The organism is Paenibacillus puldeungensis, assembly GCF_042678945.1.
Taxonomy (GTDB): Bacteria; Bacillota; Bacilli; order Paenibacillales; family Paenibacillaceae; genus Fontibacillus; species Fontibacillus puldeungensis.
The window spans coordinates 65,816-90,435 of sequence record NZ_JBHTLM010000011.1; the positions used below are offsets into that span (position 1 = coordinate 65,816).

Here is a 24,620-nt window from a genome sequence, read left to right on the forward strand (position 1 = left end):
TTACGTTCTACTTGGAAAGCGAACGACAATTATAAGCTAAGGAGGAATTTGTTATGGATTTGGGTTTGAAAGGAAAACGGGCGATTATTACCGGCGGCAGCAAGGGGATCGGGCTGGCGACGGCCATCACGTTGGCTGAAGAAGGCGCCTTGGTCGCTATCGTGGCGCGAAATACCGGCCCGCTGCAGGAAGCTTCGGCCCGCATATTGGAGCGAACGGGCACCGCACCTCTGGTGATTGCGGCGGACGTCTCCTTGGAGGCAGATGCGCGCCGTGCGGTGGAAACGGCTGCGGAACGGTTTGGCGGCATCGACATTCTCGTGAACAATGCCGGTACGTCCGCGGCCAAGCCCTTTGAGCAGGTCGATACCGAAGCTTGGGGAGCAGATTTGGATCTCAAACTGTTCGGCGCGGTGAATTTCGCCCGGGCAGCGCTTCCCTACATGCGGGAAGGCGGCGGAGGAGCGATCCTCAATGTCACGGCAATCGGCGGCAAAACGCCGGGGGCCTCCTCGCTTCCCACCTCGGTCAGCCGGGCGGCAGGCCTCGCTTTAACGAAAGCGATGAGCAAGGATCTCGCCCGGGATAACATTCGCGTTAACGCCGTCTGCATCGGCCTAATTCACAGTGATCAGATCGAACGCAAATGGCGGCGGACGGCGCCGGAGCTCACTTGGGAGGAATTTGCCACCGATCCGCGCCACGGCATCCCGCTCGGCAGGATTGGTCAAGATGAGGAGGCGGCGAAGGTCATCGCCTTTTTGGTTTCAAACGCAGCATCTTACGTCACCGGCACATCGGTCAACATTGACGGCGGTTCCGCAGCGGTGTTGTAGCGGCAGCAGCATGTTTCTTATTACGCAGCGCAGCCCCTTTATGCAAGAAACGCGAGTAGATGGGCTTTACGTCCCCCCTTCTCGCGCTTTTTGCGTTCTCACATCTCAGCAATGCTTACCCAGCGTCGTTCCGCTATCGAGCGCTCCACCGCTTCAAGTACAGCTTGACATTTCACCCCGTCTCGGAAGTTTGGCTCCGGTTGTCTGCCTTCACGAATCGCATTTGTGAGTTCAAGTACTTCATGAGTGAAAGTATGCTCGAAGCCAATCGTGTGCCCCGGCGGCCACCAAGCCTCCGAATATTCATGTGCCGGGTCGGTGGCGAGTATGCGCCGAAAGCCCTGAACGTCCTCATCATCCGAAGTGAAATACACCTCCAGCTCATTCATTCGCTCAAAGTCGAATTTGACGCTTCCTAAGCTGCCGTTTATTTCAAAGGCATTGGTTGAGCGATGCCCGGCGGCAAATCGCGTCGCCTCGAAGCTGCCCAGCGCCCCGTTTCCAAAGCGGGCCAGAAACAGTGTCGCATCGTCAACGGTCACCTCTCCCCTTGGTGCCTTCTTGCTGCCTTTTGCGCTCAAGCCTGCCATTTGATCGGCCAGCGGCCGCTCTTTGATAAACGTCTCGCTCAGCCCGATCACTTCCTCAATATCGCCAACCAGGTAATGAGCCAGATCGACGATATGCGCACCTAAATCACCGAGTGACCCCGATCCGGCTACCTCCTTTTGCAGTCTCCAGACGAGCGGAAAATCGGGATCGAGGATCCAGTCCTGCAAAAACCATGCCCGAAAATGATAGATTGTCCCAAGCCGCCCGCTTTCTACAAGCTTGTGCGCAAGTCTTACAGCCGGGCAGAAGCGGTAGTTGAAGCCGACCATATGGGCTACGCCCGCTTTCACAGCGGCCTCTAGCATTTCCCGAGAATCTTGTAAATTTAGCGCTAATGGCTTCTCACAAAATATATGTTTGCCCGCCTTAGCTGCTGCAATGGCCATTTCTTTATGGGCGTTGCTCGGCGCGTTGATGTCAACAAGGTCGATGTCTTCCCGGACCACCACCTCTCTCCAATCTGTAGCCGTCTCGGGCCAACCCAAGCGCTCGGCAGCTTCCCGTACAGCGCTGGCATCTCTGCCGCATAATATGGCCATTTCCGGCTTCAAAGCATCCGGAAAAAACATCGGCAAAGCACGGTATGCGTTGCTGTGGGCTTTGCCCATAAACTTGTAACCTATCATACCGATCCGCAGGTGGTGCATCGAATCCCTCCATTAACTGGTCTTTATCTATTACCCAAGCATTGGGATGTTCCTCTCACCTCTTTATATGAATTGTATTCGGCGGATTTGCTAGATATACCACTCATATTCAATTTCTATCTACTAGTTGTTTGGGAATAGATGGAATTGTCCTGCATATCATAGATTGTACAAGATCAATGGAGAAATGATGGGTGATCTATGAATCGGAGATGGGTTGAAATATTTCAAATTGCCGCTACGTATATCGGAACGGTAGTAGGGGCGGGGTTTGCATCCGGTCAGTCGATCATGCAGTTTTTTACGGTGTACGGCGCGTTCGGGGGAATCGGCATTTTCATAGCAACCATACTGTTCATGTGGATCGGCACGAAAATGATGGTTTTGGCCCATCGGATCAAAGCCTTCTCCTACCAGGAATTTAACAACTACCTGTTTGGGAGCGTATTTGGCAAAATTGCCAACCTTCTCACGTTTATCATCTTGATGGGAATCACTGCGGTGATGCTGTCAGGTACAGGGTCGATTTTTGAGGAGCAGTTGGGCCTTCCCTATCAACTTGGCATCGTCATTAGCATTGCCATTGCTTTTTTGGTCATGACTAAAGAGATGAGCGGCGTACTGGTGGTCAATTCGCTAGTCGTTCCGATGATGCTCCTATTTACTGCGTTGATTGCGATTAGAGTCGTCGATGCGGACGGGATCCTAAGAATGATAGATTGGCAGCAGGTAAATCACTATAAATTGTTTCTTAGTCCTTTCGTCTATGCGGCATTGAACTTTGCATTTATTCAAGCGGTGATGGTTCCCTTGGGCAGTGAGATCAAAGACGAGAGTACGCTGAAATGGGGTGGCCTCTGGGGAGGCATAGGCCTGGGGGGGATGCTGCTGATTTACCATTTTGCCATGAACTCCAGAATGCCGGAGATTTGGAATCTGGAAATTCCAATGGGGGAGATTGTCCGCGATCTGGGTCCGTTTCTGCATATCCTGTTCCTGTTCGTCATTTACGGTGAAATATTTACAACACTGGTTGGCAACGTGTTTGGCATTGCCCGGCAAATTCAAAGTCTGTTCGAGCTCCCGAAAAAAGCCGTCATTCTCGCCATCCTTCTGGCCTGCTTCATCATCAGTCAAGCCGGATTTGCATACCTGATGACCTATTTGTATCCGCTGTTCGGCTATATGGGCATGCTACTGCTTGTTTTTTTGGTGGTGAAGCGGTTGCCAGGGAATAAACGATAAATCGAGGTATACATTTATTTAGTATATGAGCTAAAAGTCCTCTTCTTAGGAGTCAGCTTCCGCATTGTGGCGGGAGTTGACTCTTTTTATTTTTAGGTTCGAAACGGGAGAATACGTATTCGGACACGCAGGTGTCAAGTGGAAATTCCATTGTAGTTACAGTTCTCTCCGCTCCGGTCACCTTTGGCGCAAACTATCGCTTATTCTCCTGGAAGGACAAGCCCGGTGAAGCGATTTCCAAACAAATTCTACATCTGGGAGAGTCTTATACGTTTACAAACACAGGCTCGAAGCTGATTACCTTATCCAGTGATGCGCTGCAAGTTGGCGGTAAGTTTGATGTGGCCGTATATGATAGTGACGGAAGTGTCCACAATGCTCAATTTGATGAGAAGGGGAACGTAGCTATTCCAGCAGGAGGATACGCCATTGTTACAGGGCAGTCTCCTAATCCGGTGAATATTTCTTATACGGATACAATCACTGTATCAACGGCAGAGCATCCTGCGCTATTAAGAGCGAGTGTTACAAAGGGATACTCGTATACTTATGAAAACACTAGCAATGAGACGGAGAATTTGTTCAGCGATGCTACCTCTGGAACGAATGAATTCGCTTATGTGCTTCGGCGTCCAGATGGAACGATTCTTAGAGAAGAAACTAGCCGGTACTCTACAGTGCAAGTTCCGGCGGGTCATTCGATCACTGTGGCACCGTTAACCGCAACGCTAACTTACGGAGGGATATACACTTCGTTTAAGGGAACGCCAGGCGACAACCCAACTGTGAAGTAGGTTACATTACACAAAAATGAAAGCTATTTGTTCACAAATCAACTAACCTCGCCGCAAACTTTAACGAGCAACGCATCCAAGGGAGCGTTGTCGATGTTCGATTACGTGATGTACGGCGCTGATGGTAAGCCGGAAGAAGCAAAGCTGAATCCAGATGGCAATTTGTCCGTTTCCAAAGGAAGCCAGGTTGTAGTCACGGTGGTCACTGATCAACCTGTAACCTTCACGTATGGACAAGCTTTTCAAGCCTCTCCAAGTGGATAACCGGCGTTTCTGAAGAGAACGCTGGAGCCAAACAAGGCCATTGCCTTTAAGAACAGAAGCAGCTATGAAGCCAAACTTACTACAGATGCCAGTACAGTGGCAGATAAATATTATGATTTTACGATCCTCAATCAAAGTGGAGCTCTAGTTAAACAAGGAGAGCACAACGCGGTTTCCTACGGCGTACCGGCCGGCGGGAAAATCCAAGTTAAGACGACTTCGGTGTATCCGATTGTGTTTGCGGCGCCATATCGAGTGTTTGAGCTTGCGGAGGCCCAGGAGTACGTATTTGAAGAGCTACAGCACCGTCAGCACCTTTTTGTTAATAAGGCGTCGGGGGAAAGTGGCTATTATCGTTTTGTCGCCCCGGAATCCGGACGTTATCGTTTTGCGGCTTGGACGACGACTGTTGAGGCTTCCCGTTCCAAAAATACACTTGAGTTTCGCAAGGCTTTCAAGGGTAACGAACAGCCGGATATTCATTACCTGGACGGGCAACGCAGTGATGCCGCTTCCACACAGTACAGACAACAGTTTTCTTACGATGAAGCTAGCGGCTGGAACGTACCAGTTCAGGTAACGGAAAGTTATTTACAGGGAGGAACTGAATCGCAGCCCCTAACTGCTACCTATAAATACAACGATCAAGGGTTAGTCTTGTCGGAAAACTGGAGTACGGGGCAGGAATCCGTCTATGAATATGCTACATCTACGGCCCCGTATTTCTGGACATTACCGAGTCAAGTTCAGACGAAAATAGGCGAGGGGCAGAAACGAGTCGAGTTGACTCAATATAATCAGCAAGGTAGTGTATCGCAATCCGCAGTACGAGAAAATAGCGCAAACGGCAAGCTACTGGCTCAAACGGATGTGGAGTATGACACCTATGGAAATGTGGCCACGGCAAAAATTAAGGACGATAAGCGAACGAATACCGTCAATTATCTGTACCAATCTCCTTACGGGAAGCATTTGCTTACGAATCAATCGGTATTGGTTCACTCTGTTGACGGAACATCCTCAGAGTCCCAGCAAAAGTTTGCTTACACAGCTGCCGGAGATGTTTTAACGACTGAAGATGCGGCCGGAGACGTCACAACTTATTCGTATGATGCACTTGGCCGGTTGACCCGGACGAAGTATAGTGATCAGACGTCGACAACGATGCAGTATGACGATGTTCAGAGTACAATAACCACTACCGGACCTGAGGGCATCGTAACCTTGGAAAAGTACAACCCGCTGGGGCTTTTGACCAAACAAATCGTGGATGATGCCATATTCCAGTATACGTATGATGACGAAGGAAATATGGAGCAGGGGATTGATGCTGAACAAAATATAACGAAGTATGTGTATGACGGATTTGGTCGATTAACGAACACGATATATGCTGATGGTTCTAAGGACGAAACCAGCTACGATATGATAGGGCGGACGGTTACTTATACCGATCCTGCCAGTGTCAAAAACAGACAAAAATTAGACCTGCTCGGAAATACGCTGGCGGTGGAGGAATGGAGAAACGGAGCCTATGCTCCGCTGGAGCAAACCACCTATGACCTTGCTGGAAACGCGATTTCCGTAACTGATGGCAAAGGGCAGCAAACCCAATATCACTATGATGCGCTGGGAAGAAATATATCCGTTATTGATCCGGAACAGCGCGCTACGGATTATACCTACAGTTTGGCTGGCAACCTGATCAAAATTCAGTACCCGGACAAGACCTATATTGAAAAGGAATATAATGAAACGGGAAATCTGATTCGTCAGGTGAATGAGGCACGTTTGGTAGAGGCATTCTTCTACGATTCCAGGGGCAACCTGACGAAGTCGTTGGATCATGCCAGTCAATTTACGGAGTACCAGTATAACAGCGATAACCTGTTGACGATGATTAAAGCGCCTGATCAACAAATCAATTACACCTATGATGCGATGGGGCGCCGTACAGGGATGACCGATACAACGGGGAATACAAAATATACTTACGATTCGACCGATGGCTCCCTATCTGTAATCACATATCCGGATGGAACCCAAATAAACTACACCTATAATAAGCAGCTGCGGACAGGTTATACACTAACCGATGCTTCCGGGAAAACGACAAGCGTAAGCTACACCATGGATAAAATGAACCGGGTCGGCGCTTTGGACGTAAGACAAAACACTGCAGGTGCAATGAAGTCGGCTTTGGCTGCCGCTGCACCTGCTGCAGGACGGATGACGTTTGATTACAAAGCAAACGGGCTGCTGGAGCGTAAATTGTCCGGCAATGGGCCGAGTATGACCTATACCTACGATGGATATGATTTGACGGGGATCAAGCTGGAGCCAGGAAGTGCCGCAATTTCGCAGAAAGCGCAAAAAGCGACTGTAAACTCTGATTCGGCAGCCGGGGAGAGCTCGGATTCCTCTATCAAAGCATCCGACAACTCGAAGAAGTCCATGAATAAATCTACGGAACAATCCGCGACCGCAACCGAAGCAACCTATGGGCTTACCCGCCAGTTCAGTGCTGTGGCAGGATATGAGTTTACGTATCAGTACGACCCGAACAAGAACATGATCTCTCGGACGCAAAACGGGGCAGCAGATACTTTTACGTACGATCCGTTAAACCGAATCCAGGCTGAGAGCGGCCAAGGAAATAGCAAGAAGTACACCTATGACGAACGTGGCAATCTGCTGAACGTGGAGGGCCGGAAGCTTCGCGGACTGTCGAATGCCGATTTCACCTTTGATAGCCTGAACCGATTAACGAAAGTCAAAGGTGAAGACGGCAAGGAAATAAGCTATAGCTATAACGGCGACGGTCTGCTGTACGAGCGGGTGGAAGGAGAGAAGCGGACCCGTTATTATTATGATGAGGAAGCGAAGCTGATCGCCGAAGCCAATGTAACCGCTGGGAAACCAAACCTGACCTACACATATATCTATGACCTAAACGGCCGTCTATGGTCTCGCGTGGACCAAGCCACAGGAGAAGTGCAGTATTATCAATTCAACGGGCACGGCGATGTCGTTGGTCTGACCGATAGTCAGGGCAAGCAACTCAATACGTATACCTACGACATTTGGGGGAATCCGGAAACTACGGAAGAGACCGTACCCAACGTCTTCCGTTATGCCGGCGAATATTGGGACAGCACTACGAAACTGCAATACCTGCGGGCGCGCTGGTACGATCCGAATGCGGGTAGATTTGTTTCGAAGGATTCATATGAAGGAAGCATCGACAACCCACTGAGCTTGAATCGGTATTCGTATGTGGAGAATAATCCACTGATGTATACGGACCCAAGTGGAAATTTCAAATTTAAACCCTATGATGTCCAGGAAATAACAAGCTTACTGGATGACGCCAGGGTGAAATCAAAATTCAGCAAAAAAAATAAATATTATCAGGTATACAAGGATTTCATATGGGATCGCTACAACTTTGAATCGTTCATGGATGAAAACCGCTATAATTACTTATACGGCCTGGTAACAGGAACGAGTGCCTATAAGAATAGTGCTGGGAATGCAAGCTGGGCAAGAGACCAATTAGTAGATGCGTATTTTGAATCGAAAGAGGCAGAATATGTTGCAGCATTTGCCCTTGGAATGTCAGGTGGCATAGGTGGCAGGTATACAGGTTCTAAAAGTGGTGTTAAGGGGACGGGTAAAGCAACACCAAGTGGGAATAGGCTGAAGTTGAATTTGCAGCAGTTTGGTGGTATGACAACCAAAGAAGCTACAGCGGCAGCAAAAAAACTCGGGTATACAAAAACCAACTTTACATCTCATGGTCAACCTGTCTTTAAGAAAGGAAATAAATATATTACCCCTGATGTAGATGGACATAATGGTGGACTATGGAAAATGGCGGATTCTGTGAAAAACTTAGGTAGTAAAAGTACTAGGATGGGTACTTACGATGAAAACTTAACTAGGATTGGGGATTAAATATGATGTATTGTTGGAGAATAACCAAGTATGATCCTGCTTATCGTGACCACAAAGGAAATTTTGAAAAGGAAGAATGGACATCATTTTCTGATATTGGGAAAGTTTTTGGAGGAAGCCAATTTGCCATATCAGATTATCTGTCTATAGAAAGTAAGTATATCAGTGCAGTAACCATTCTTATGAAATGTATGAATGCATCTTCATTGGAAATTAGTAATGTAGAGAAGTTTGAAAATAGTATTGTTCAAAATCAGTATGTTGCAAGAAATATGGTCGAGATGTTCACGACTATTAAAAATGGTGATAATATTGACGTTACTAATATCCCTGATCTATGCAAACTAATTCTTCGTGATCATTTATGGGGAAAGTTGTCCACATCTTCAATGTTTGTTCATTTTGGTTATGACTATTACATGTATATTGGACTGCAAAAAGAATGCCAACTTGGTCTAAACGAGATTAGAGAGTCGGGGTTATTTGTAGAGGCATTTACCTCGCCGTATCTAATCTAAAGATTACGATTAAACCTTGATTGGCTTCTTGCCTTTCAAGGTTTCTTTTTTTGGAGAGGCTTCCCTGTACCGAATGTCTCATCATGCAACCAATAACACATTTCACCTTTGATAGCCTGAACCGATTAACGAAAGTCAGTGGCGAAGACAGTAAGGAAATAAGCTATAGCTATAAAGGGGACGGCCTGCTGTACGAGCGGGTGGAAGGAGAGAAGCGTACCCGTTATTATTATGATGAGGAAGCGAAGCTGATCGCCGAAGCCAATGTAACCGCTGGGAAACCAAACCTGACCTACACATATATCTATGACCTGAACGGACGTCTGTGGTCTCGCGTGGACCAAGCCACAGGAGAAGTTCAGTATTATCAATTCAACGGCCACGGTGATGTCGTCGGTCTGACAGATAGTCAAGGGAAGCAAGGGTGAATCCGGAAACTACGGAAGAGACCGTACCCAATGTCCCGTCTTGATAAAATGCAGGGGCAAAGACGAATGAAAGCGTCCCGCTAAACAGGAATTTAATTATTCCAATTTACCGCATTATGTGGCTTTCGTATCAAGCATTTTTCAGCAATTCAAGTACCGTTGAGCTGACATTTTCCATAGTATCAGAGGATATTTTTTTACGATCATAGCTAAATCCAATCTGCATTGTATCGCCTAATGTGACTACTCCAAGCACAACATAACTGCCGGGAGCTTTGGGCGCAAAGAATACCATATCACGAATGCGGCATGAACCAATCCGGCAATCAAAATTCAATCGTCCAAGATTAGATACTGCCGTAGAAGAAGGATTATCAACCGAAAGCATAGCCGCCGCTTTCTTTGCCGCCACATCATCACATTTGCCATAAGCGGCAAAATACATAGCGTCAATAAGCAAAGGATTCAAGAGAGCATAAAGATTTAAGACTACCCACGGCGCTTTAGCCGATTTCAACTTTGATTTCAACTTGCTTCGCACCTGAACGGCATTTTGCCAAAAATCTTTTTTTGTATCGTAGCGGTCTTTGATGGTAACAGCCGAAGCAAAGTTGCCCAAGCAATCATCAGCGGATAGTGAAAGTTGTTTCCTCATATTTATTGGAATCCCTACAACCGTTTTTTCATTGCTCATGTGTGGCCGATTTTCTTGCATAGCCAAAATAAATGCTGTAACAATCGCTTCATTTATGGTTACGCCATGCGCTTTACATGCTTTGTGTAAGTCATTCATTTCACTTGCGTTTATCGTTGAATAAGATAATCCAATATCTGCTATTTGATGGTAGTTACAAAACATTTCTTGATATTCATGTTCTCCAAAACGGGGCTGCTCACCTTTATCCCACATTTTATTTATTGATCGGGTAAATGCTTTTACAAGGAAAGTTGGTTTTGCGATATGCGGGAAATCATTTTGACTTGAAATGAGTATTTGTTCTTGATGTGACAAATCAATACCCACATAAGCAGCTACCACGTCCCGCAACAAACGGGCAATAGCGTCACCGTCGCCAATCAAATGATGAACAGTGGCAAGAATATCGAAGTCCGTTTCACTGTAAAGCACGAAGAATCGAACGAGTGGCCCTTGTTCACAATTAAAAGGCCGCTTGTTTTCGGTTTCGGCAACCTCCAACCATTGATTTTGCCGCTCACGTATAGCACAATGCAATTCAAGCTGTTGGACGGCATTTTCACGATAATAAGCCACTCCGTCATGATCAATGATAACGGACGAATACAGCAATGGGTGAACATTTTTTAATGTCAGCAATGCCTTTTCAAAACGTGGTTCATCAAAATGCCCATCAACGCTCATTTTCATCAAAACAGTAAGTGCCGGGTTTCGCAAAATATGACGTTCAGTAAAGATGTGCAGTTTATTGCTTTTCATTATGATACCTCCTACTATTGATTCATTCCAAAAATAGCCAAGAGTGCATTGAAAGAACTGACAGCTTACTGACTTATGCCTCCCCCAACTTTGTATCCAATATTTTAGAAAGAAGTGCTTTGATATGGCTGAATTTTTCTTCCATAGAGTTCACTTCAATGTCGTGTATAACAGCGCTCATACCAAAAAGAATAAATTGACTTAGCAAATGAATATTGGGTACAGGTGCGTTCATGATATTCTTTTCTAAGCCATCAAGAATGATCTCTTCAAACAAAGGAACCATTTTAAGCAACGTTCTGGAAAGCAATACCGCCATAATTTCAGGATTTATTTTTTCGGTATACATCTGGCTATATTCGAAAATAGAATCTGGTAGGCGGGTAAATATTTGATTCAGCTTCTCTTCAAAACTCAAACTGGAAGAGTTGACAATTTCGGTGAATTCGGAAATGTATTTCTCATTGTAATTATCTAAAGCCGCTTCGTATATCTCATTCTTGGATTTGAAGTAGTGATAGAACATGCCAATTTCTCCATCCGCTTCTTTCAAAATAGAGCGGACAGATGTTTTTTCATAGCCGTTTTCTAAAAATTGTTTCAAAGCAATTTCTATAAGTTCCTGCCGCCTTACATCTGGCGCTTTTACAATTCGAGACATAACGCCCTCCTTATCCACAAAACAATGTTCTGTAGTTATGATAGCTACAGAACATTGTTTTGTCAACGGGCGAAAAGAGACCCTATATAAAATTGAGATTGATGCTGTTGGTGGATGCAGACGCACAGGGGTCTGACGGTTATTCGCGACCCAAGTGGGTAGTTCAGATTTATACCGTATGATGTTCAGGAGGGATTAAAGCTCGTTAATTGGGGGAGACAGTGTTTAGGCATTTTGAACCATGGAAAAAATATCTTTTTTTATCTTAGTTAGGTATGTAATAATTTAAACTATACAGCAGTGGAAGCAGTCACCATAATATTACATAAAAGTAGTATGCTTCAATTTGTAGGTTACGAGTGAACGACAGAAAAACCTATAGAGTGTTTCCTAAAGATCGGTAATATCATTAAGAGGAGAAGATAGGATGAGTCAAAACCAGAATCAGAATGAAAATCAGAACCTAAGCCAGGACAATTATCGGTTCCAGGTCAATTTGAGCGGGATGATCGATATTTTATCCAATCATTTGTATAGCAGTCCGAGAGTGTTTCTGAGGGAATTGCTGCAAAATGCCGTCGATGCCGTTACAGCAAGAAAACAGATGGATGATGGCTATGAAGGCCGGATTTCTGTAGAGGTTACAGGCTCGGGAAGCACCGCCACGCTGATGATCGAGGACAACGGCATCGGCCTGACGGAGGAGGATGTTCACGAATTTCTGGCGATGATTGGACAGTCGTCAAAAAGAGGTGGAAAGGGACTGCTGACCGAGGAAACCTCCTTTATCGGCCGTTTTGGCATCGGGCTGCTCTCGTGCTTTATGGTCAGCGATGAAATCGTGATGCTGACGCAATCGGCGAAGGGCGGACTTTCGCTCGAATGGCGAGGCAAGCCCGATGGGACTTACAGCATCCGCAGGCTGGATACCCGGATGTCGCCGGGGACAAGAGTGTACCTGCGTTGCAAGCCAGGCTGCGAAGTATATTTTGACCCGATGAATTTGCAAAATTGGCTCTACAACTACGGCGCCCTGCTTCCTTATCCGATCACGCTTCATGCGGAGGGTCTATCCAGAACCATTAATGTAATGCGACCGGATTGGCTGATTAATCCCGAGCTTGCCCGCGGGAAAAGAGATGAAGCTCTTCGCTTCGGTGAACGTCTGCTTGGGGAGCGGTTCCATGATTTTATTCCGCTTTTCACCTCATCGGGGAGAACCGGGGGAATCGCTTATGTGCTACCGCAAGCCGTGAACCTAAATTCCAAGAAAGCCCATCGCGTCTACCTGAAAAATATGCTTGTCTCCGAATCGGCGGAAAATATTTTACCGGACTGGGCGTTTTTTGTGAAGTGTGTGGTCTGGACTGATGAGCTGCAGCCAACAGCTTCCCGGGAGCATTTTTACGAAAATGAAAAGCTTGAAACGGTGAGGGAGCAGTTGGGTGAATCGCTGCGCCGCGAGTTAATGAGAATGGCGGAGGTTGATCCCGACCGCCTGCAGCATATTATTCGTCTGCATACATTATCGATGAAAGCTCTAGCGGCGGAGGATTTGGACTTTTTCCGCATCATTCATCGCTGGCTGTCCTTTGAAAGCAGTTTTGGTCGAAGACAGCTGGGCGAGCTTCTTGATGAAGGAAGGGATATCTATTTTACTTTAACGCTGGATGAATTCCGGCAAATTACGCATGTTGCCTCTGCGCAGTCGCTTCTGGTGGTGAATGGCGGTTACATTTATGATGCCGAGCTGATCGATGGTTTAGCCCAGGTGTATCCGGACATGAACATCGCCCGATTGCTCCCCGAAGATGTTTCCATGGCCTTTACGGACATTACTCGGGAGGAGCGCCTGCAATATTATGAAAATATACGGCACGCCGATGCTGCACTGCAGCGATTCCGCTGTCAGGTTGAGCTTAAACGGTTTAAACCGGTAGAATTGCCTTCTCTATTTACCTTATCCAAGGAATCTTCGGAGCTTCGCTCTCTGGAGGCCGCCGAGCAGGTCAGTTCGTCTGAGTTGTCCTCCATACTGAATACGCTAGGCTCTGCGTATAAGGAAGCCGCCTATTCAACGTTGTATTTGAACCTGGACAATCCGGTCGTATCGCGTATATTTAGCTCTGCCGAGAGCTCTATGCTTGTTGCCGCCGTAGAGATGCTCTATGTCAATGCGCTAATGATGGGGCATTATCCGATGAATCGGCAGGAGATGGCAGCGCTGAATCTTGGAATTTTGCGCTTTATCGATTGGGGCTTGTCAGCCGGAACACCACAAACGGAGAGGAAGGATAATGATGATGGATTTTGAAAGCTTGATGGAGGAAGCCACAGAATTACCTAACGGTCCGGCAAAAATCGAACTGTTGGAGCAGGCGATCCGGGTGGCCGATGCTGCCGGAGATATTGAGCAGGGATTTGAGGCTCGCTCAGAATTGGTTGAAGTGGCATCCTTTAGTGGCTATCCCAAAAAAGCGCTGGTGGCCTTCTCCTGGCAGCTTGGCCAATACGACAAAGATCCGGAGCTTTTCATGGATGAAATGTACGATCTGCTTTGGTCATACAAGTGGATTTTGGACAATATTACCTCCTTTCCCGAGATTAGCATGAAGCAAATTGAGGACCTGCTGGAGGATATGAAGCGGCGGGTGAAAGCTGAGGGCTATAGCGACCGCCTCTACCATTACTACCGATTTACATTGGAGGTCATGACAGGAAATTTGGAGCATGCGGAGGATCATCTGCGCAAAGCTCAAGCAGAAGAACGCGATGATTTAAGCGACTGCATCGCTTGCGAGCAAAATATACTCGTTCAATACTACACAAATGCAGGCAAAGATGAAAAAGCTATTGCAGCAGCAAAGCCGATGATGGACGGCAAGATGAGATGTGCTGCGGTTCCGCATGCTACCTATCCGATGATTTTGCTGCCGCTGTATCGGGCGGACCGTTTGAAAGAAGCGGAGGACCTGGCGCGTAAAGGCTACCGACTTATTCGTGGCAATCGTGACTTTATCAATTCGGCCGGGTATTTGATATCGTATTTGAAACATACAGATCCGATCAGGGGTCTTGAAGTGTTCGAAGAGTTCGCACCGCTGGCGATCGACCATGAAAGTCCGCTCGACCGGCTGTTTTTCTACGGACCTGCAGCAGCTCTGCTCAAACGCCTATCCCAGGAAAACGAGAGAATCAGCATCCGTTTTCCAGCGTCATTCCCGTATTTCGGCGCTAGGGAGGACGTCGAGCAATTAGCGGCCATTTATGAAGAAGAGGCACGAAAGCTTGCTGCTCAGTTTGATAGACGGAATGGTAACAGCTATCATAGCGATTACTTGAATAGCTTACTTTCCTAGTAGAAGTTTTTCTAAAACTAGCATGGTCCTCTTAAATGGCCAATGTTGTATATCATACAACATTATGCTTATACAAGAAGAGCCAAAGGGCCAATTGTTGTATAGTGTACAACAAATTGGCCCTCTTTCTTGTGAAACTCGCAAAATTGTTGTATGGAATACAACAATAGCTTAAATATGCTTCACTTATGCCTGCAATTGTTGCGCAAAATACAACATTTGGGGAATCAACTCCGCTCCGACGATCCGGTAGGCTGATACTTTTTATAGTCGAGCGGGCAGTAGCCAACCTTGCTTTTGAATATCCGGCTAAAATAGTATTGGTTCTTGTATCCTACCTTAATGGCCAAATCCCCGATTTTGATGTTTGAATTGATATCTACCAAGATTTCCTTCGCTTTTGAGATCCTTAGCTCCGTTATGTAGTCCATGAACGATTTCCCGGTTTCCTGCTTCATCCGTTTGCTAAGATAAGTCGGATTAATGTGGAACAAGGAGGCGATGCGGCCAATGGACAGCTCGGGATCCTGATAGTGATTGTCAATAAACTCCGTCACCTTATGAACGAGCACCGTTCCATCCCCCGTATGGGCTAGCGGCTTTTGCTCCTGAGCTATGCTGCCGGCACTCCATTCATTGGGTAATTTTTCCTGCAGATGTTTATCCAAGCGGTCCAAGAGCTTATTCAAATCGCTCTTAGGTACCGGCTTTAAAACATAGTCGAACGCTTGCAACTGTACTGCCTGACGCGCATATTCGAAGTTGTCATAGCCGCTGATAATGACGACAATGACCGAGGGCCACCGCTCTCTCATGAGGCTGATCATATCCAATCCATTCATGTTCGGCATACCGATATCAACAAAACAAACATGTGGAGGAGCCATCTCCAGCTGATGTAGTGCTTCACCGGCACTTTTAGCTTCGCCGACGACCTCAAATGGATAAGGGCTTTCCTCGATAAATTGTTTTAGCCCTTTGCGAATGATCTTTTCATCATCGACGATTATGATCTTCCACATCCTCATTCCACTCCCAATTCAAAGGAATTTTGACAATCATCTTTGTAACCCCACCTCCGCTACATACCGTAAGTCCGTATTCATCTCCAAACGCAAGTCGAATACGATGATTGACGCTGTACAATCCAAAGCCTGTGGCGGAACTATTATACTTGTCCTCTTGCAGCGCATGATTGATCTGCTCCAGCCTATCTGTCGGGATCATGGCCCCATTATTCTCGACCTGAATGATGATATATGGAGCCTCCTCATAGGCGAGGATAGAAATCGTATACTTCCGATCTCCTAAAGGCTTAATCCCGTGATAGATGGCATTCTCTACAAGCGGCTGAAGCATAAACCGGATTACCTTGTGTCGAAGCAGTTTTTCATCATAGCGAAGCTCATAATCGAGGATATCCTCATAGCGCACGCATTGAATATGCAGATAGCTCTCGATGTGGTAAAACTCCTGCTCCAGGGGAATATAGAGGCTGCCGGAGCCTAGGCCGAGTCGAAAATAAGTGCTCAATGCCTCAACCATTTCCACGACATTGTCTGCACCGTAATCTTGTGCCATCCACTGAATCGTGTCCAGTGTATTGTATAAAAAATGCGGCTTTATCTGCTCGTAAACAAGCTTGAGCTCGATCTCCTTCTTCTCCTGCTCTGAACGATACAGCTGAACGAGCATTTCGTTGAGGCTTCGTCCCAGATCGCCGATTTCATCCTTGCGGGATTCATCGGCACGGATAGCCTGGTCGCCTTCCTGCACTTTTTTCATCACCAGGCGTAAGGATTGAATCGGTCGAATGATGGACGATGCGAGCAGGGTAAGCAGAACTATAAATACACCGCCGATCAGGACGCCTACCAGCAATGCCGTTCGTTGGGTCTTCATGACTGCTAGCGACAGCTGCGAGTTCGGCACCTTAAGTACCAGCTTCCATCCCTGCACACTTTGAATCGGAGCCTTAAACAAACTGACCTCCTCGTTTGAATCATCTTTTATCTTATGTATTTGGCTCGTAGAGCCGTTCGCTAGGACGCTGTGGTTGACAATCAGTTGCCCAGATTGGTCGTACAAGGCGATATCCTGCGCGATCTCCTTCACCTTATCAGTAGAGACTGCGGCTGCAATATAGACGACTTCTTGATTTACAGCTGGATTCACCCTATATAAAATAACGACGATCTCCGCACCGTTTGCCTTTGAAATGATCGGGTTGCTTACCACATACCGGGCCTTGGAATCGATCATATTCCGGTAGTAATGCCTGTTTAGAATTGAGAAGGGCCGATCATTTAGGGACCAGGAATTGGCCTTGGAGTCTACCACGCGGATTGACTCATATTCCTCTTTCTTTTTTGCTTCCAGCTTACGAGTTTCCTGGAGCAGCTCTTTTCTCGTCCATTGATGATCCGAAGCCAGTGATGCAAGCATGTCAATCTCATCGATGCGCTGGTTGAACCAATCATTGATCTGATCGCTCCGTGCGTTGACGACCTGTTGCGTTAGACTCCTGTTCAAAGGAACAACGGTATGATTCATTTCCATGTAAATAGCGACAAGCAGTGCAACGAACAATAACATAAAGCAGCCGCCCGCATAAAGTATCGTTTTGCGCTGAATGGAATGCATTGATTATCAAAGCCTCCATATGTATTTTTTTCATGAAGCCCGAAAAAGACAAAAAAAGACCGGAATGTGCAAATACATCGAGACATGTCATCTCTATAATAAACATTGTGCATAATTTCACATGAATTCCCATTCATGTTCAGGCCTATCATACAAGATTTCCATCAAACGGCCTAGCACAATTATTACTTTTTAAAGGAGATTAGAGAAGATGGTGAGTACTCGCGCAAGAAAGCTATTACCGATTTTGCTGATCGTATGTCTCATGATGACTTTGTCGGCTTTCGGCGGAAAAGCTTTAGCCACCAACTCCAGCACTGGCGGGACAGTAGTTATGGAGGGAGTTGGAGAAGGAAAGCATGGGGATATCAAAGTCGAGGTATCCTTCTCGGACAACAAAATAACGGACATTAAAGTTATGGAACAAAAAGAAAATCCAGTGCTAGCCGAGCCTGTATTTAAGCAGCTTAAAGAGAATGTTATGACTGCGAATAGCCCGGAGGTCGATGTGATCAGCGGTTCAACCGTTACAAGCAAGGGCTATCTTGAAGCGATCCGGAACGCTATTAAAAAATCCGGTCTAACACTCGCAGCAGCGGGCGCAGCTTCAAACACGCAAAAAACCAAGGAAGCAGCCGATCAAACCTATGATGTTGTAGTAATCGGCGCCGGAGGTGCGGGATTCAGCGCAGCCATTGAGGCCAAAAAGGCGGGGGCGAGCGTCGTTATTCTGGAAAAAATGCCGACTGTAGGCGGGAATACCCTGATCTCAGGCGGTGAGATGAACGCTCCGAATAACTGGGTTCAGCGTGCTCTCGGAATCACTGGCGATTCCGCAGATTTGTTCTATGAAGACACAATGAAGGGCGGAGACAATCTGGGTACGCCTAAGATGGTTCGCATCTTGGCTGACAATGCGCTCGCTTCTGCGGAATGGCTGCGCGACGACATTAAGGTTCAATTCCTTCCGGATCACCTGTTCCAGTTCGGCGGACACTCCAAGCAGCGGGCTTTGATTCCTGTAGGTCAAACAGGTGCCGAAATGATCACCAAGCTCAAAGCTAAGGCCGATACGGACAAAATCGTGATCAAAACCAACATGAAGGCCGAAACGTTATTAACGAATGACCAGGGAAAAGTTACCGGAGTTACCGCAACATCCAGTACTGGCGACAAAATTACGTTCCATGCCAACAAGGGTGTCGTGCTTGCTACCGGCGGCTTCGGCTCCAATATTGAAATGCGCAAGAAGTATAATCCCGAAATGGATGAAAAATATATGTCCACCGATTCGCCAGGATCGACTGGAGACGGGATCGTTATGGCGGAGGCCGTTGGGGCCGAGCTGACGAATATGAAATATATCCAAACGTACCCGGTTTGTAATCCAGTAACAGGTGTGATTTCCCTTGTTGCTGACTCTCGCTTCGACGGCGCCATCCTGATTAACCAAAAAGGTAAACGCTTCGTGGAAGAGTTGGAACGTCGTGACGTCATTTCCAAAGCTATTCTGGCCCAACCTGGCGGTTACACCTATCAATTGTGGAACCAAAAGATTGCGGACATCGGCAAAACCAATGAAGTTCATAAAGACGAATATGATCAAATGATCAAGCAAGGCGTGCTCTACAAAGCCAAAACGATTGAGGATGCCGCCAAATTTTTCAAAATCGATGTTAAAACGTTAAAAGCGACGATCCAAAAAGTAAACAAATATGCGAAAACAGGCAAAGACCTTGATTTCCATCATCGTGCAGGACTGAAATCGCTTGAAAAAGGCCCTTATTACATTCAAAAGGCAGTTCCGTCCGTTCACCACACGATGGGTGGCTTGGTCATCGACGAGAAGGCTCGCGTGATCAATGAAAAAGGCGAAATCATTTCTGGACTCTACGCAGCCGGCGAGGTTACCGGAGTAATTCACGGGACCAACCGACTGGGCGGAAACGCGATCGCCGATATCATTACGTTCGGACGTATCGCAGGACAAAACGTAGCTGCTAAGAATTAATGCAGTACAGAAGCAAGTAAGGGTGGACAGAAGAGTCTACTCTGTGGATTTGAACAGGTCGATTATGGCTTAATAACGCCATGATTGGCCTGTTTTATTATTTTACGGGGAAGAAGTTCTGAGAATTGATACGGGTGGCCGGAATCTTCAACCTAATTTAAAATCTTCATTATCCAGCGCGGGATATATAGGACTAGATCAGACACCAGTGTAACGATGTCGGATGCCTTATCTAGCTTTGTTCTTCCTGGCCATTTAACCAAGATATCCACCTCACTCTAAATTATTATTGTTATATTATCATATTTTATAAAAAAATACATGATTATACAGTAAAACCTTAATATCGCCTTGACTCTCGCTTAACAAGTTACCTAATGTTAAAATGGGTATAATTGGAATTTGTCTTGATAGTAGATTGACAGAGTGTTCAAGTCTTTCTTAAGGACCTGGGGCTGGAGTTTAGCACAATACTGGTAAAGGAGTACGTCATGTTCGACTGGATCAGAAACCACAGCTTGATTGAATACATTGAAGAAGAACCGAGAATAGATGTGAGCCATCCGGGGTTTCGTATGGAACAGCTTTTGCTGGATCAGGAGCCCGAGCAGATGACGGCTTTAGCACAATTTTTTGCAGCAGTCAGTGTTTGGGGAAACGATAATACGATGAATATTATACCCGTGGACGATGAAGAAGTGCGTAAACTGGTAATGGACGAGCTATCTATTCATTATCAAAATGTGAGGCTTTGCATTGAGGAACATCGGACTCAGTTAGTCTACCTACAGCAAATGAAAGCTAAATCAGCTGAGCTTTTTGCCACGGCTAATCCAAAATTCATGATGGTACTGGAGGATCTGTACCGGGAGCCACGCAGTAAGGATCAGATGCATTTGATGGGGAAAAAACGCAGCTTGTTGTACTATTCGGTTGATCCAAGTAGTCTTACGTCTTTTGACGTAGACGGCACGGCTAGTTTAAAACTATTGCTGAACCAGACTTATTTCGAGCGAGGCGAATCTTTTGTGCTTCAGCCACGGGGCTGGGTATTTGATGATGGATTGAGCGAATCGTTGGCTCTGCGTTTTTTTGCCGGATTTGTACCGGCTCTTACGTTAGTAGTTGATGGCGAGACGGATCAAGTAATAAGTCTTGAGCTGTCGCGTGCTGAAATCAGGCATCAGGTTGAATTAATTGGGGCAAGGCCGTCGGCGCCTCGCAGAAATAACCACTTTCTATATTTGGATCTCGGCGGGGGATTGGTTTACGTCATCGATTTGGAAGGGCAACCCGAGGTGAAGACGTGGGAGGACATAAATAAGCGCGATGTCTATAAACTGGCGGAAAAAGAGAGATTTGCACAATTTGATCACGAGCGGGCGGAGCCAATATCAGGCGGGGTCGGCATTTTACTCGATCAGGATTCTATTGAATCCCTGCTTGAGACGGTCAATCGGGAGTTGAAGAAAGGCTAAGAAACTATGCTTTGATAGCGCTGGCGAGAGTTAAGCTCATAGTTGGAATTCATTTGAATTCTAACGAATCTGAGACACGTTAATCAATCAAAAACAGAGGTCTACCCATTCTAAAGAACCTGAGGAAGCTTATTTAGTACTTTTTCGTTCGTTTTGCCATTATTTCAGGTAAATAAGATCATCTGGGTTCGTTAGCGCGAGAAAGTCTACATTTTTGTCCAAATAAGCTCCATAGGATTCGTTAGGGTGTGAACGATAGCAGCCACATCGAGAAAGTGGCAGGTTCAAGGAAAGTATCTGGGAAGTTACTCGCAGCAAACAAGAGGGAGGAAATTTGATGAATCATTCCTATTGCATTAAAAAGGTTTTCGTTTTGATATTGACAATTACATGTATAATTACGACAAGCTGTAACAAATCCAACCCTTACATAATTTTCGCGGAAAAGAATGTTCTTACCAACGAATCACGAATGTCTTTGGAGAAAAGACTTGACGACAACAAGATTGAGTTCAAAATAGATGAATTAGGTAATATTCTTATAAAAGAATCGGATATCAATAAAGCTGTAATATGCTGTAGCTAATACTTGGATTATGTAAATAGGTAATAGCGTGGAAAGACTAAGGTATAACAAGAGTTAATCTACTTTTTTAGAAAAATAAAAAAAGCCTTGAAAATCAAAGCTTTCTGAATGTTAGATATGGTCGAGACGACAGGATTTGAACCTGCGACCTCTTGCTCCCGAAGCAAGCGCTCTACCAAGCTGAGCCACGTCTCGTTAATCAAAAGTCTATCAAAAACGGTGGAAACATTTATAAATTATACTCCTTTGATGAAAACTGTAAAGGGGGAGGTGTATGAAAAATTTGCGAACGGGTGACAGCAGCTAGCCATTGACGATATGGGGTATCTTTTTATATAATAATGGGTGATTAAATTGGATATTCTGGAACTTTGAAGAGGAATATTAGTTTGAATTACACTACACAGAGAGCCGGTATTTTGGTGCAAGCCGGTTGGTGAATCCAAATGAACTCGCCTTGGAGTTATGATGCCAAAAGCATCATCGTCTTGCCCGCGTTAAGGGTGTAAAGTGAGCGGAGGACAAAGCATGTTCGACGCTAACTAGGGTGGTACCACGGGAAACTTCCTCTCGTCCCTAGCGATGATACGCTACGGGACGGGAGGTTTTTTACATTTGAGAGCAGTTTAAGGAGGATCACACAATGGCGGATAACAACATTCCCCATGACGTTTATGAGGCCCAGGCGATTGAGCCGAAATGGCAGAAATACTGGGATGAGCATCATACTTTCAAGACTCGTGAAGAGAAGGGCAAACCGAAGTTTTACGCGCTTGATATGTTCCCTTACCCATCAGGAGCAGGGCTGCATGTAGGCCATCCGGAAGGGTATACAGCGACAGATATCGTCTCCCGCTATAAACGATTGAGAGGGTACAATGTGCTGCATCCGATGGGCTGGGACGCTTTCGGGCTGCCGGCCGAGCAGCATGCGCTTGATACAGGCGAGCATCCGAGGGATATCACGGTTAAGAACATCAATAACTTCCGGCGTCAGATCAAATCGCTGGGCTTCTCCTATGACTGGGACCGCGAGATCAGCACGACCGATCCGGCGTACTACAAATGGACGCAGTGGATCTTTATCCAGCTGTATAAAAGAGGTCTAGCTTACGTAGCCGAGGTACCTGTAAACTGGTGCCCTGCGCTGGGAACGGTGCTGGCGAACGAAGAAGTTATCGATGGGAAGAGCGAACGCGGCGGTCACCCAGTTATCCGCAAACCGATGCGTCAGTGGGTGCTGAAAATTACTGAATACGCAGACCGTTTGTTGGACGATCTTGAGGAGCTTGACTGGTCAGAAAGCATTAAAGATATGCAGCGCAACTGGATCGGCAAGTCCAAAGGGGCGGAGGTCGTGTTCGGCATCGAAGGACATGATGCTTCCCTGACCGTCTTCACAACGCGTCCGGACACCTTGTTTGGAGCCAGCTATGCGGTGCTTGCACCAGAGCATGAACTGGTGAAGACGATTACGACAGGTGCCCAGCTTGAAGCGGTTAAGGCTTATCAAGACCAAGCCGCACGCAAGAGCGACCTTGAACGTACAGATTTGGCAAAGGAAAAAACAGGCGTATTCACCGGGGCGTATGCGATCAATCCGGTCAACGGCGCTAAGCTGCCGATTTGGATTGCCGACTACGTGCTGGCGGGCTACGGAACTGGGGCCATCATGGCCGTACCGGGTCATGACGAACGGGACTACGAATTTGCCAAGCAATTTGATCTGCCTATTATTGAAGTCGTTGAAGGTGGAGATTTGGACAAGGAAGCGTATGCCGGTGACGGACCGCATGCCAACTCCGACTTTTTGAATGGGTTGAACAATGAAGAGGCCATTAAGAAAATGATCTCCTGGTTGGAGGAGAGCGGAAAAGGGCAAGGCAAGGTAACTTACCGCCTGCGCGACTGGCTGTTTAGCCGCCAGCGTTATTGGGGCGAGCCGATCCCGATTATCCATCTGGAGGACGGCACGATGAAGCCGGTACCAGAGGATCAGCTTCCGCTTGTATTGCCGGACGTAGATGCGATCAAGCCGTCAGGCACCGGAGAGTCTCCGCTGGCAAATGTGACGGAATGGGTCAACACGACCGATCCGGAAACCGGTCTTCCTGCCCGTCGCGAGACGAACACGATGCCGCAATGGGCTGGCAGTTGCTGGTACTATCTACGCTACATCGATCCGCATAACGACCAGGAGCTGTGCTCCAAGGAGAAGCAGCAGGAATGGCTGCCGGTTGACCTGTACATCGGCGGTGCGGAACATGCCGTTCTTCACCTTCTGTATGCGCGCTTCTGGCATAAAGTATTGTACGACCTCGGGGTGGTTTCGACGAAAGAACCGTTCCACAAGCTGGTTAACCAAGGTATGATTCTCGGCACCAATAACGAGAAAATGAGTAAATCCCGCGGCAACGTCATCAATCCGGACGAGATCGTTAATGAATACGGTGCGGATACGCTGCGCGTCTACGAAATGTTTATGGGTCCGCTGGAAGCTACGAAGCCTTGGAACGCAAACGGCGTAGAAGGAACACATCGTTTCCTTTCCCGGGTATGGCGTTTGTTCATCGGAGAAAACGGCGGCTTGAATACGAAAATTACCGCAGATGGCGGTAGTGATGAGTTCAAGCGGACTTGGCACAAAACGATCAAGAAGGTAACCGAGGATTTTGAGGGGCTGCGCTTCAATACGGCGATTAGCCAGCTGATGATTTTTGTGAACGAGGCGTACAAAACCGACGTTGTTCCGAAGGCGGCCGCTGAAGATTTTGCGAAGCTGTTGTCACCGCTCGCACCACACTTGGCAGAAGAACTGTGGGAACGTCTGGGACACAAGGACACGATCACTTACGAGGCTTGGCCAACCTATGATGAGGCTTGGACCGTTGATGCCGAGGTGGAAATCGTCGTTCAGGTGAACGGTAAGATCGTAGAGCGGACGAAAATTGCCAAGGACCTCAGTCAAGTGGAAATGCAGGAACACAGCTTAAGCTTGCCGAACGTGAAGCAGGCTGTGGAAGGAAAAACGATTCGTAAGGTTATCGCGGTTCCAGGTAAGCTCGTCAATATTGTGGTTGGTTAAAATTAACCATAGCAATAATGGTAATGATGCGGCCCCCAAG

At 46.8% G+C, this 24,620-nt stretch carries 17 protein-coding genes, 1 tRNA gene and 1 other annotated feature; of the genes, 12 read left to right on the plus strand and 6 right to left on the minus strand.

The features are described from left to right. Window positions 1-53: 53 nt before the first annotated feature. Window positions 54-836: an SDR family NAD(P)-dependent oxidoreductase gene (locus tag ACFQ3W_RS15585; RefSeq protein WP_379320162.1), complete on the plus strand. Its 783-nt coding sequence runs from the start codon at window positions 54-56 to the stop codon at window positions 834-836. A gap of 98 nt (window positions 837-934) precedes the next feature. Here the strand turns inward: ACFQ3W_RS15585 and ACFQ3W_RS15590 are convergent, their stop codons facing one another. Continuing rightward, entirely contained in the window at window positions 935-2,095 is a 1,161-nt protein-coding gene (locus ACFQ3W_RS15590; protein WP_379320163.1) for a Gfo/Idh/MocA family protein, read from the minus strand. A gap of 201 nt (window positions 2,096-2,296) precedes the next feature. Here ACFQ3W_RS15590 and ACFQ3W_RS15595 point away from each other — a divergent pair, with 201 nt between their 5' ends. The 6 genes from ACFQ3W_RS15595 to ACFQ3W_RS15620 all read left to right on the plus strand — a co-directional run bounded on the left by ACFQ3W_RS15595 (window position 2,297) and on the right by ACFQ3W_RS15620 (window position 9,301). Continuing rightward, a complete protein-coding gene (locus tag ACFQ3W_RS15595) occupies window positions 2,297-3,340 on the plus strand; it encodes a YkvI family membrane protein (protein WP_379320164.1) in 1,044 nt (347 codons plus the stop codon). A 131-nt stretch (window positions 3,341-3,471) separates the two neighbouring features. Continuing rightward, entirely contained in the window at window positions 3,472-4,134 is a 663-nt protein-coding gene (locus ACFQ3W_RS15600; RefSeq protein WP_379320165.1) for a hypothetical protein, read from the plus strand. A gap of 27 nt (window positions 4,135-4,161) precedes the next feature. Beyond that, window positions 4,162-4,398 carry a hypothetical protein gene (locus ACFQ3W_RS15605; protein ID WP_379320166.1) on the plus strand — a complete coding sequence of 79 codons (237 nt, stop codon included), beginning with the start codon at window positions 4,162-4,164 and terminating at the stop codon, window positions 4,396-4,398. A gap of 96 nt (window positions 4,399-4,494) precedes the next feature. Then, window positions 4,495-8,355, plus strand: coding sequence for a toxin C-terminal domain-containing protein (locus ACFQ3W_RS15610; protein WP_379320167.1), 3,861 nt, complete (start codon window positions 4,495-4,497; stop codon window positions 8,353-8,355). Window positions 8,356-8,357: 2 nt separating this feature from the next. Continuing rightward, the gene (locus ACFQ3W_RS15615) at window positions 8,358-8,873 is read left to right on the plus strand and encodes a hypothetical protein (RefSeq protein ID WP_379320168.1); all 516 of its coding nucleotides are present in this window, start codon (window positions 8,358-8,360) and stop codon (window positions 8,871-8,873) included. 83 nt (window positions 8,874-8,956) lie between these two features. Next, window positions 8,957-9,301: a hypothetical protein gene (locus tag ACFQ3W_RS15620; protein WP_379320169.1), complete on the plus strand. Its 345-nt coding sequence runs from the start codon at window positions 8,957-8,959 to the stop codon at window positions 9,299-9,301. A gap of 130 nt (window positions 9,302-9,431) precedes the next feature. On the opposite strand, the gene ACFQ3W_RS15625 is transcribed toward ACFQ3W_RS15620, so the two are convergent. Both ACFQ3W_RS15625 and ACFQ3W_RS15630 read right to left on the minus strand, forming a co-directional pair. Then, the gene (locus ACFQ3W_RS15625) at window positions 9,432-10,757 is read right to left on the minus strand and encodes a condensation domain-containing protein (protein ID WP_379320170.1); all 1,326 of its coding nucleotides are present in this window, start codon (window positions 10,755-10,757) and stop codon (window positions 9,432-9,434) included. A 73-nt stretch (window positions 10,758-10,830) separates the two neighbouring features. Next, window positions 10,831-11,418: a TetR/AcrR family transcriptional regulator gene (locus tag ACFQ3W_RS15630; protein WP_379320171.1), complete on the minus strand. Its 588-nt coding sequence runs from the start codon at window positions 11,416-11,418 to the stop codon at window positions 10,831-10,833. A gap of 427 nt (window positions 11,419-11,845) precedes the next feature. Here ACFQ3W_RS15630 and ACFQ3W_RS15635 point away from each other — a divergent pair, with 427 nt between their 5' ends. Both ACFQ3W_RS15635 and ACFQ3W_RS15640 read left to right on the plus strand, forming a co-directional pair. Next, a complete protein-coding gene (locus tag ACFQ3W_RS15635) occupies window positions 11,846-13,732 on the plus strand; it encodes an HSP90 family protein (protein ID WP_379320172.1) in 1,887 nt (628 codons plus the stop codon). Next, window positions 13,716-14,777: a hypothetical protein gene (locus ACFQ3W_RS15640; RefSeq protein ID WP_379320173.1), complete on the plus strand. Its 1,062-nt coding sequence runs from the start codon at window positions 13,716-13,718 to the stop codon at window positions 14,775-14,777. Before ACFQ3W_RS15635 ends, ACFQ3W_RS15640 begins: the two co-directional genes overlap by 17 nt. A 227-nt stretch (window positions 14,778-15,004) precedes the next feature. Here the strand turns inward: ACFQ3W_RS15640 and ACFQ3W_RS15645 are convergent, their stop codons facing one another. Together ACFQ3W_RS15645 and ACFQ3W_RS15650 are read right to left on the minus strand one after the other, a co-directional pair. Next, window positions 15,005-15,799, minus strand: a complete 795-nt coding sequence (locus ACFQ3W_RS15645) for a response regulator transcription factor (protein ID WP_379320174.1) — start codon at window positions 15,797-15,799, stop codon at window positions 15,005-15,007. After that, entirely contained in the window at window positions 15,774-17,420 is a 1,647-nt protein-coding gene (locus tag ACFQ3W_RS15650; protein WP_379320175.1) for a sensor histidine kinase, read from the minus strand. The genes ACFQ3W_RS15645 and ACFQ3W_RS15650 overlap by 26 nt, the downstream gene beginning before the upstream one ends. Window positions 17,421-17,631: 211 nt before the next feature. On the opposite strand from ACFQ3W_RS15650, the gene ACFQ3W_RS15655 reads away from it, so the two are divergent. Continuing rightward, on the plus strand, window positions 17,632-19,431 hold the full coding sequence (locus ACFQ3W_RS15655) for a flavocytochrome c (protein ID WP_379320176.1): 1,800 nt from the start codon (window positions 17,632-17,634) through the stop codon (window positions 19,429-19,431). A 491-nt stretch (window positions 19,432-19,922) separates the two neighbouring features. Beyond that, the gene (locus ACFQ3W_RS15660) at window positions 19,923-20,909 is read left to right on the plus strand and encodes a hypothetical protein (protein WP_379320177.1); all 987 of its coding nucleotides are present in this window, start codon (window positions 19,923-19,925) and stop codon (window positions 20,907-20,909) included. A gap of 704 nt (window positions 20,910-21,613) precedes the next feature. Here ACFQ3W_RS15660 and ACFQ3W_RS15665 read toward each other — a convergent pair. Further along, window positions 21,614-21,690, minus strand: a tRNA-Pro gene (locus ACFQ3W_RS15665). 167 nt (window positions 21,691-21,857) lie between these two features. Next, window positions 21,858-22,076 (plus strand) — a binding site (T-box leader). Window positions 22,077-22,138: 62 nt separating this feature from the next. Between ACFQ3W_RS15665 and leuS the strand changes: the two genes are divergently transcribed. Further along, window positions 22,139-24,580: a leucine--tRNA ligase gene (gene leuS, locus ACFQ3W_RS15670; protein WP_379320178.1), complete on the plus strand. Its 2,442-nt coding sequence runs from the start codon at window positions 22,139-22,141 to the stop codon at window positions 24,578-24,580. Window positions 24,581-24,620: the final 40 nt, after the last annotated feature.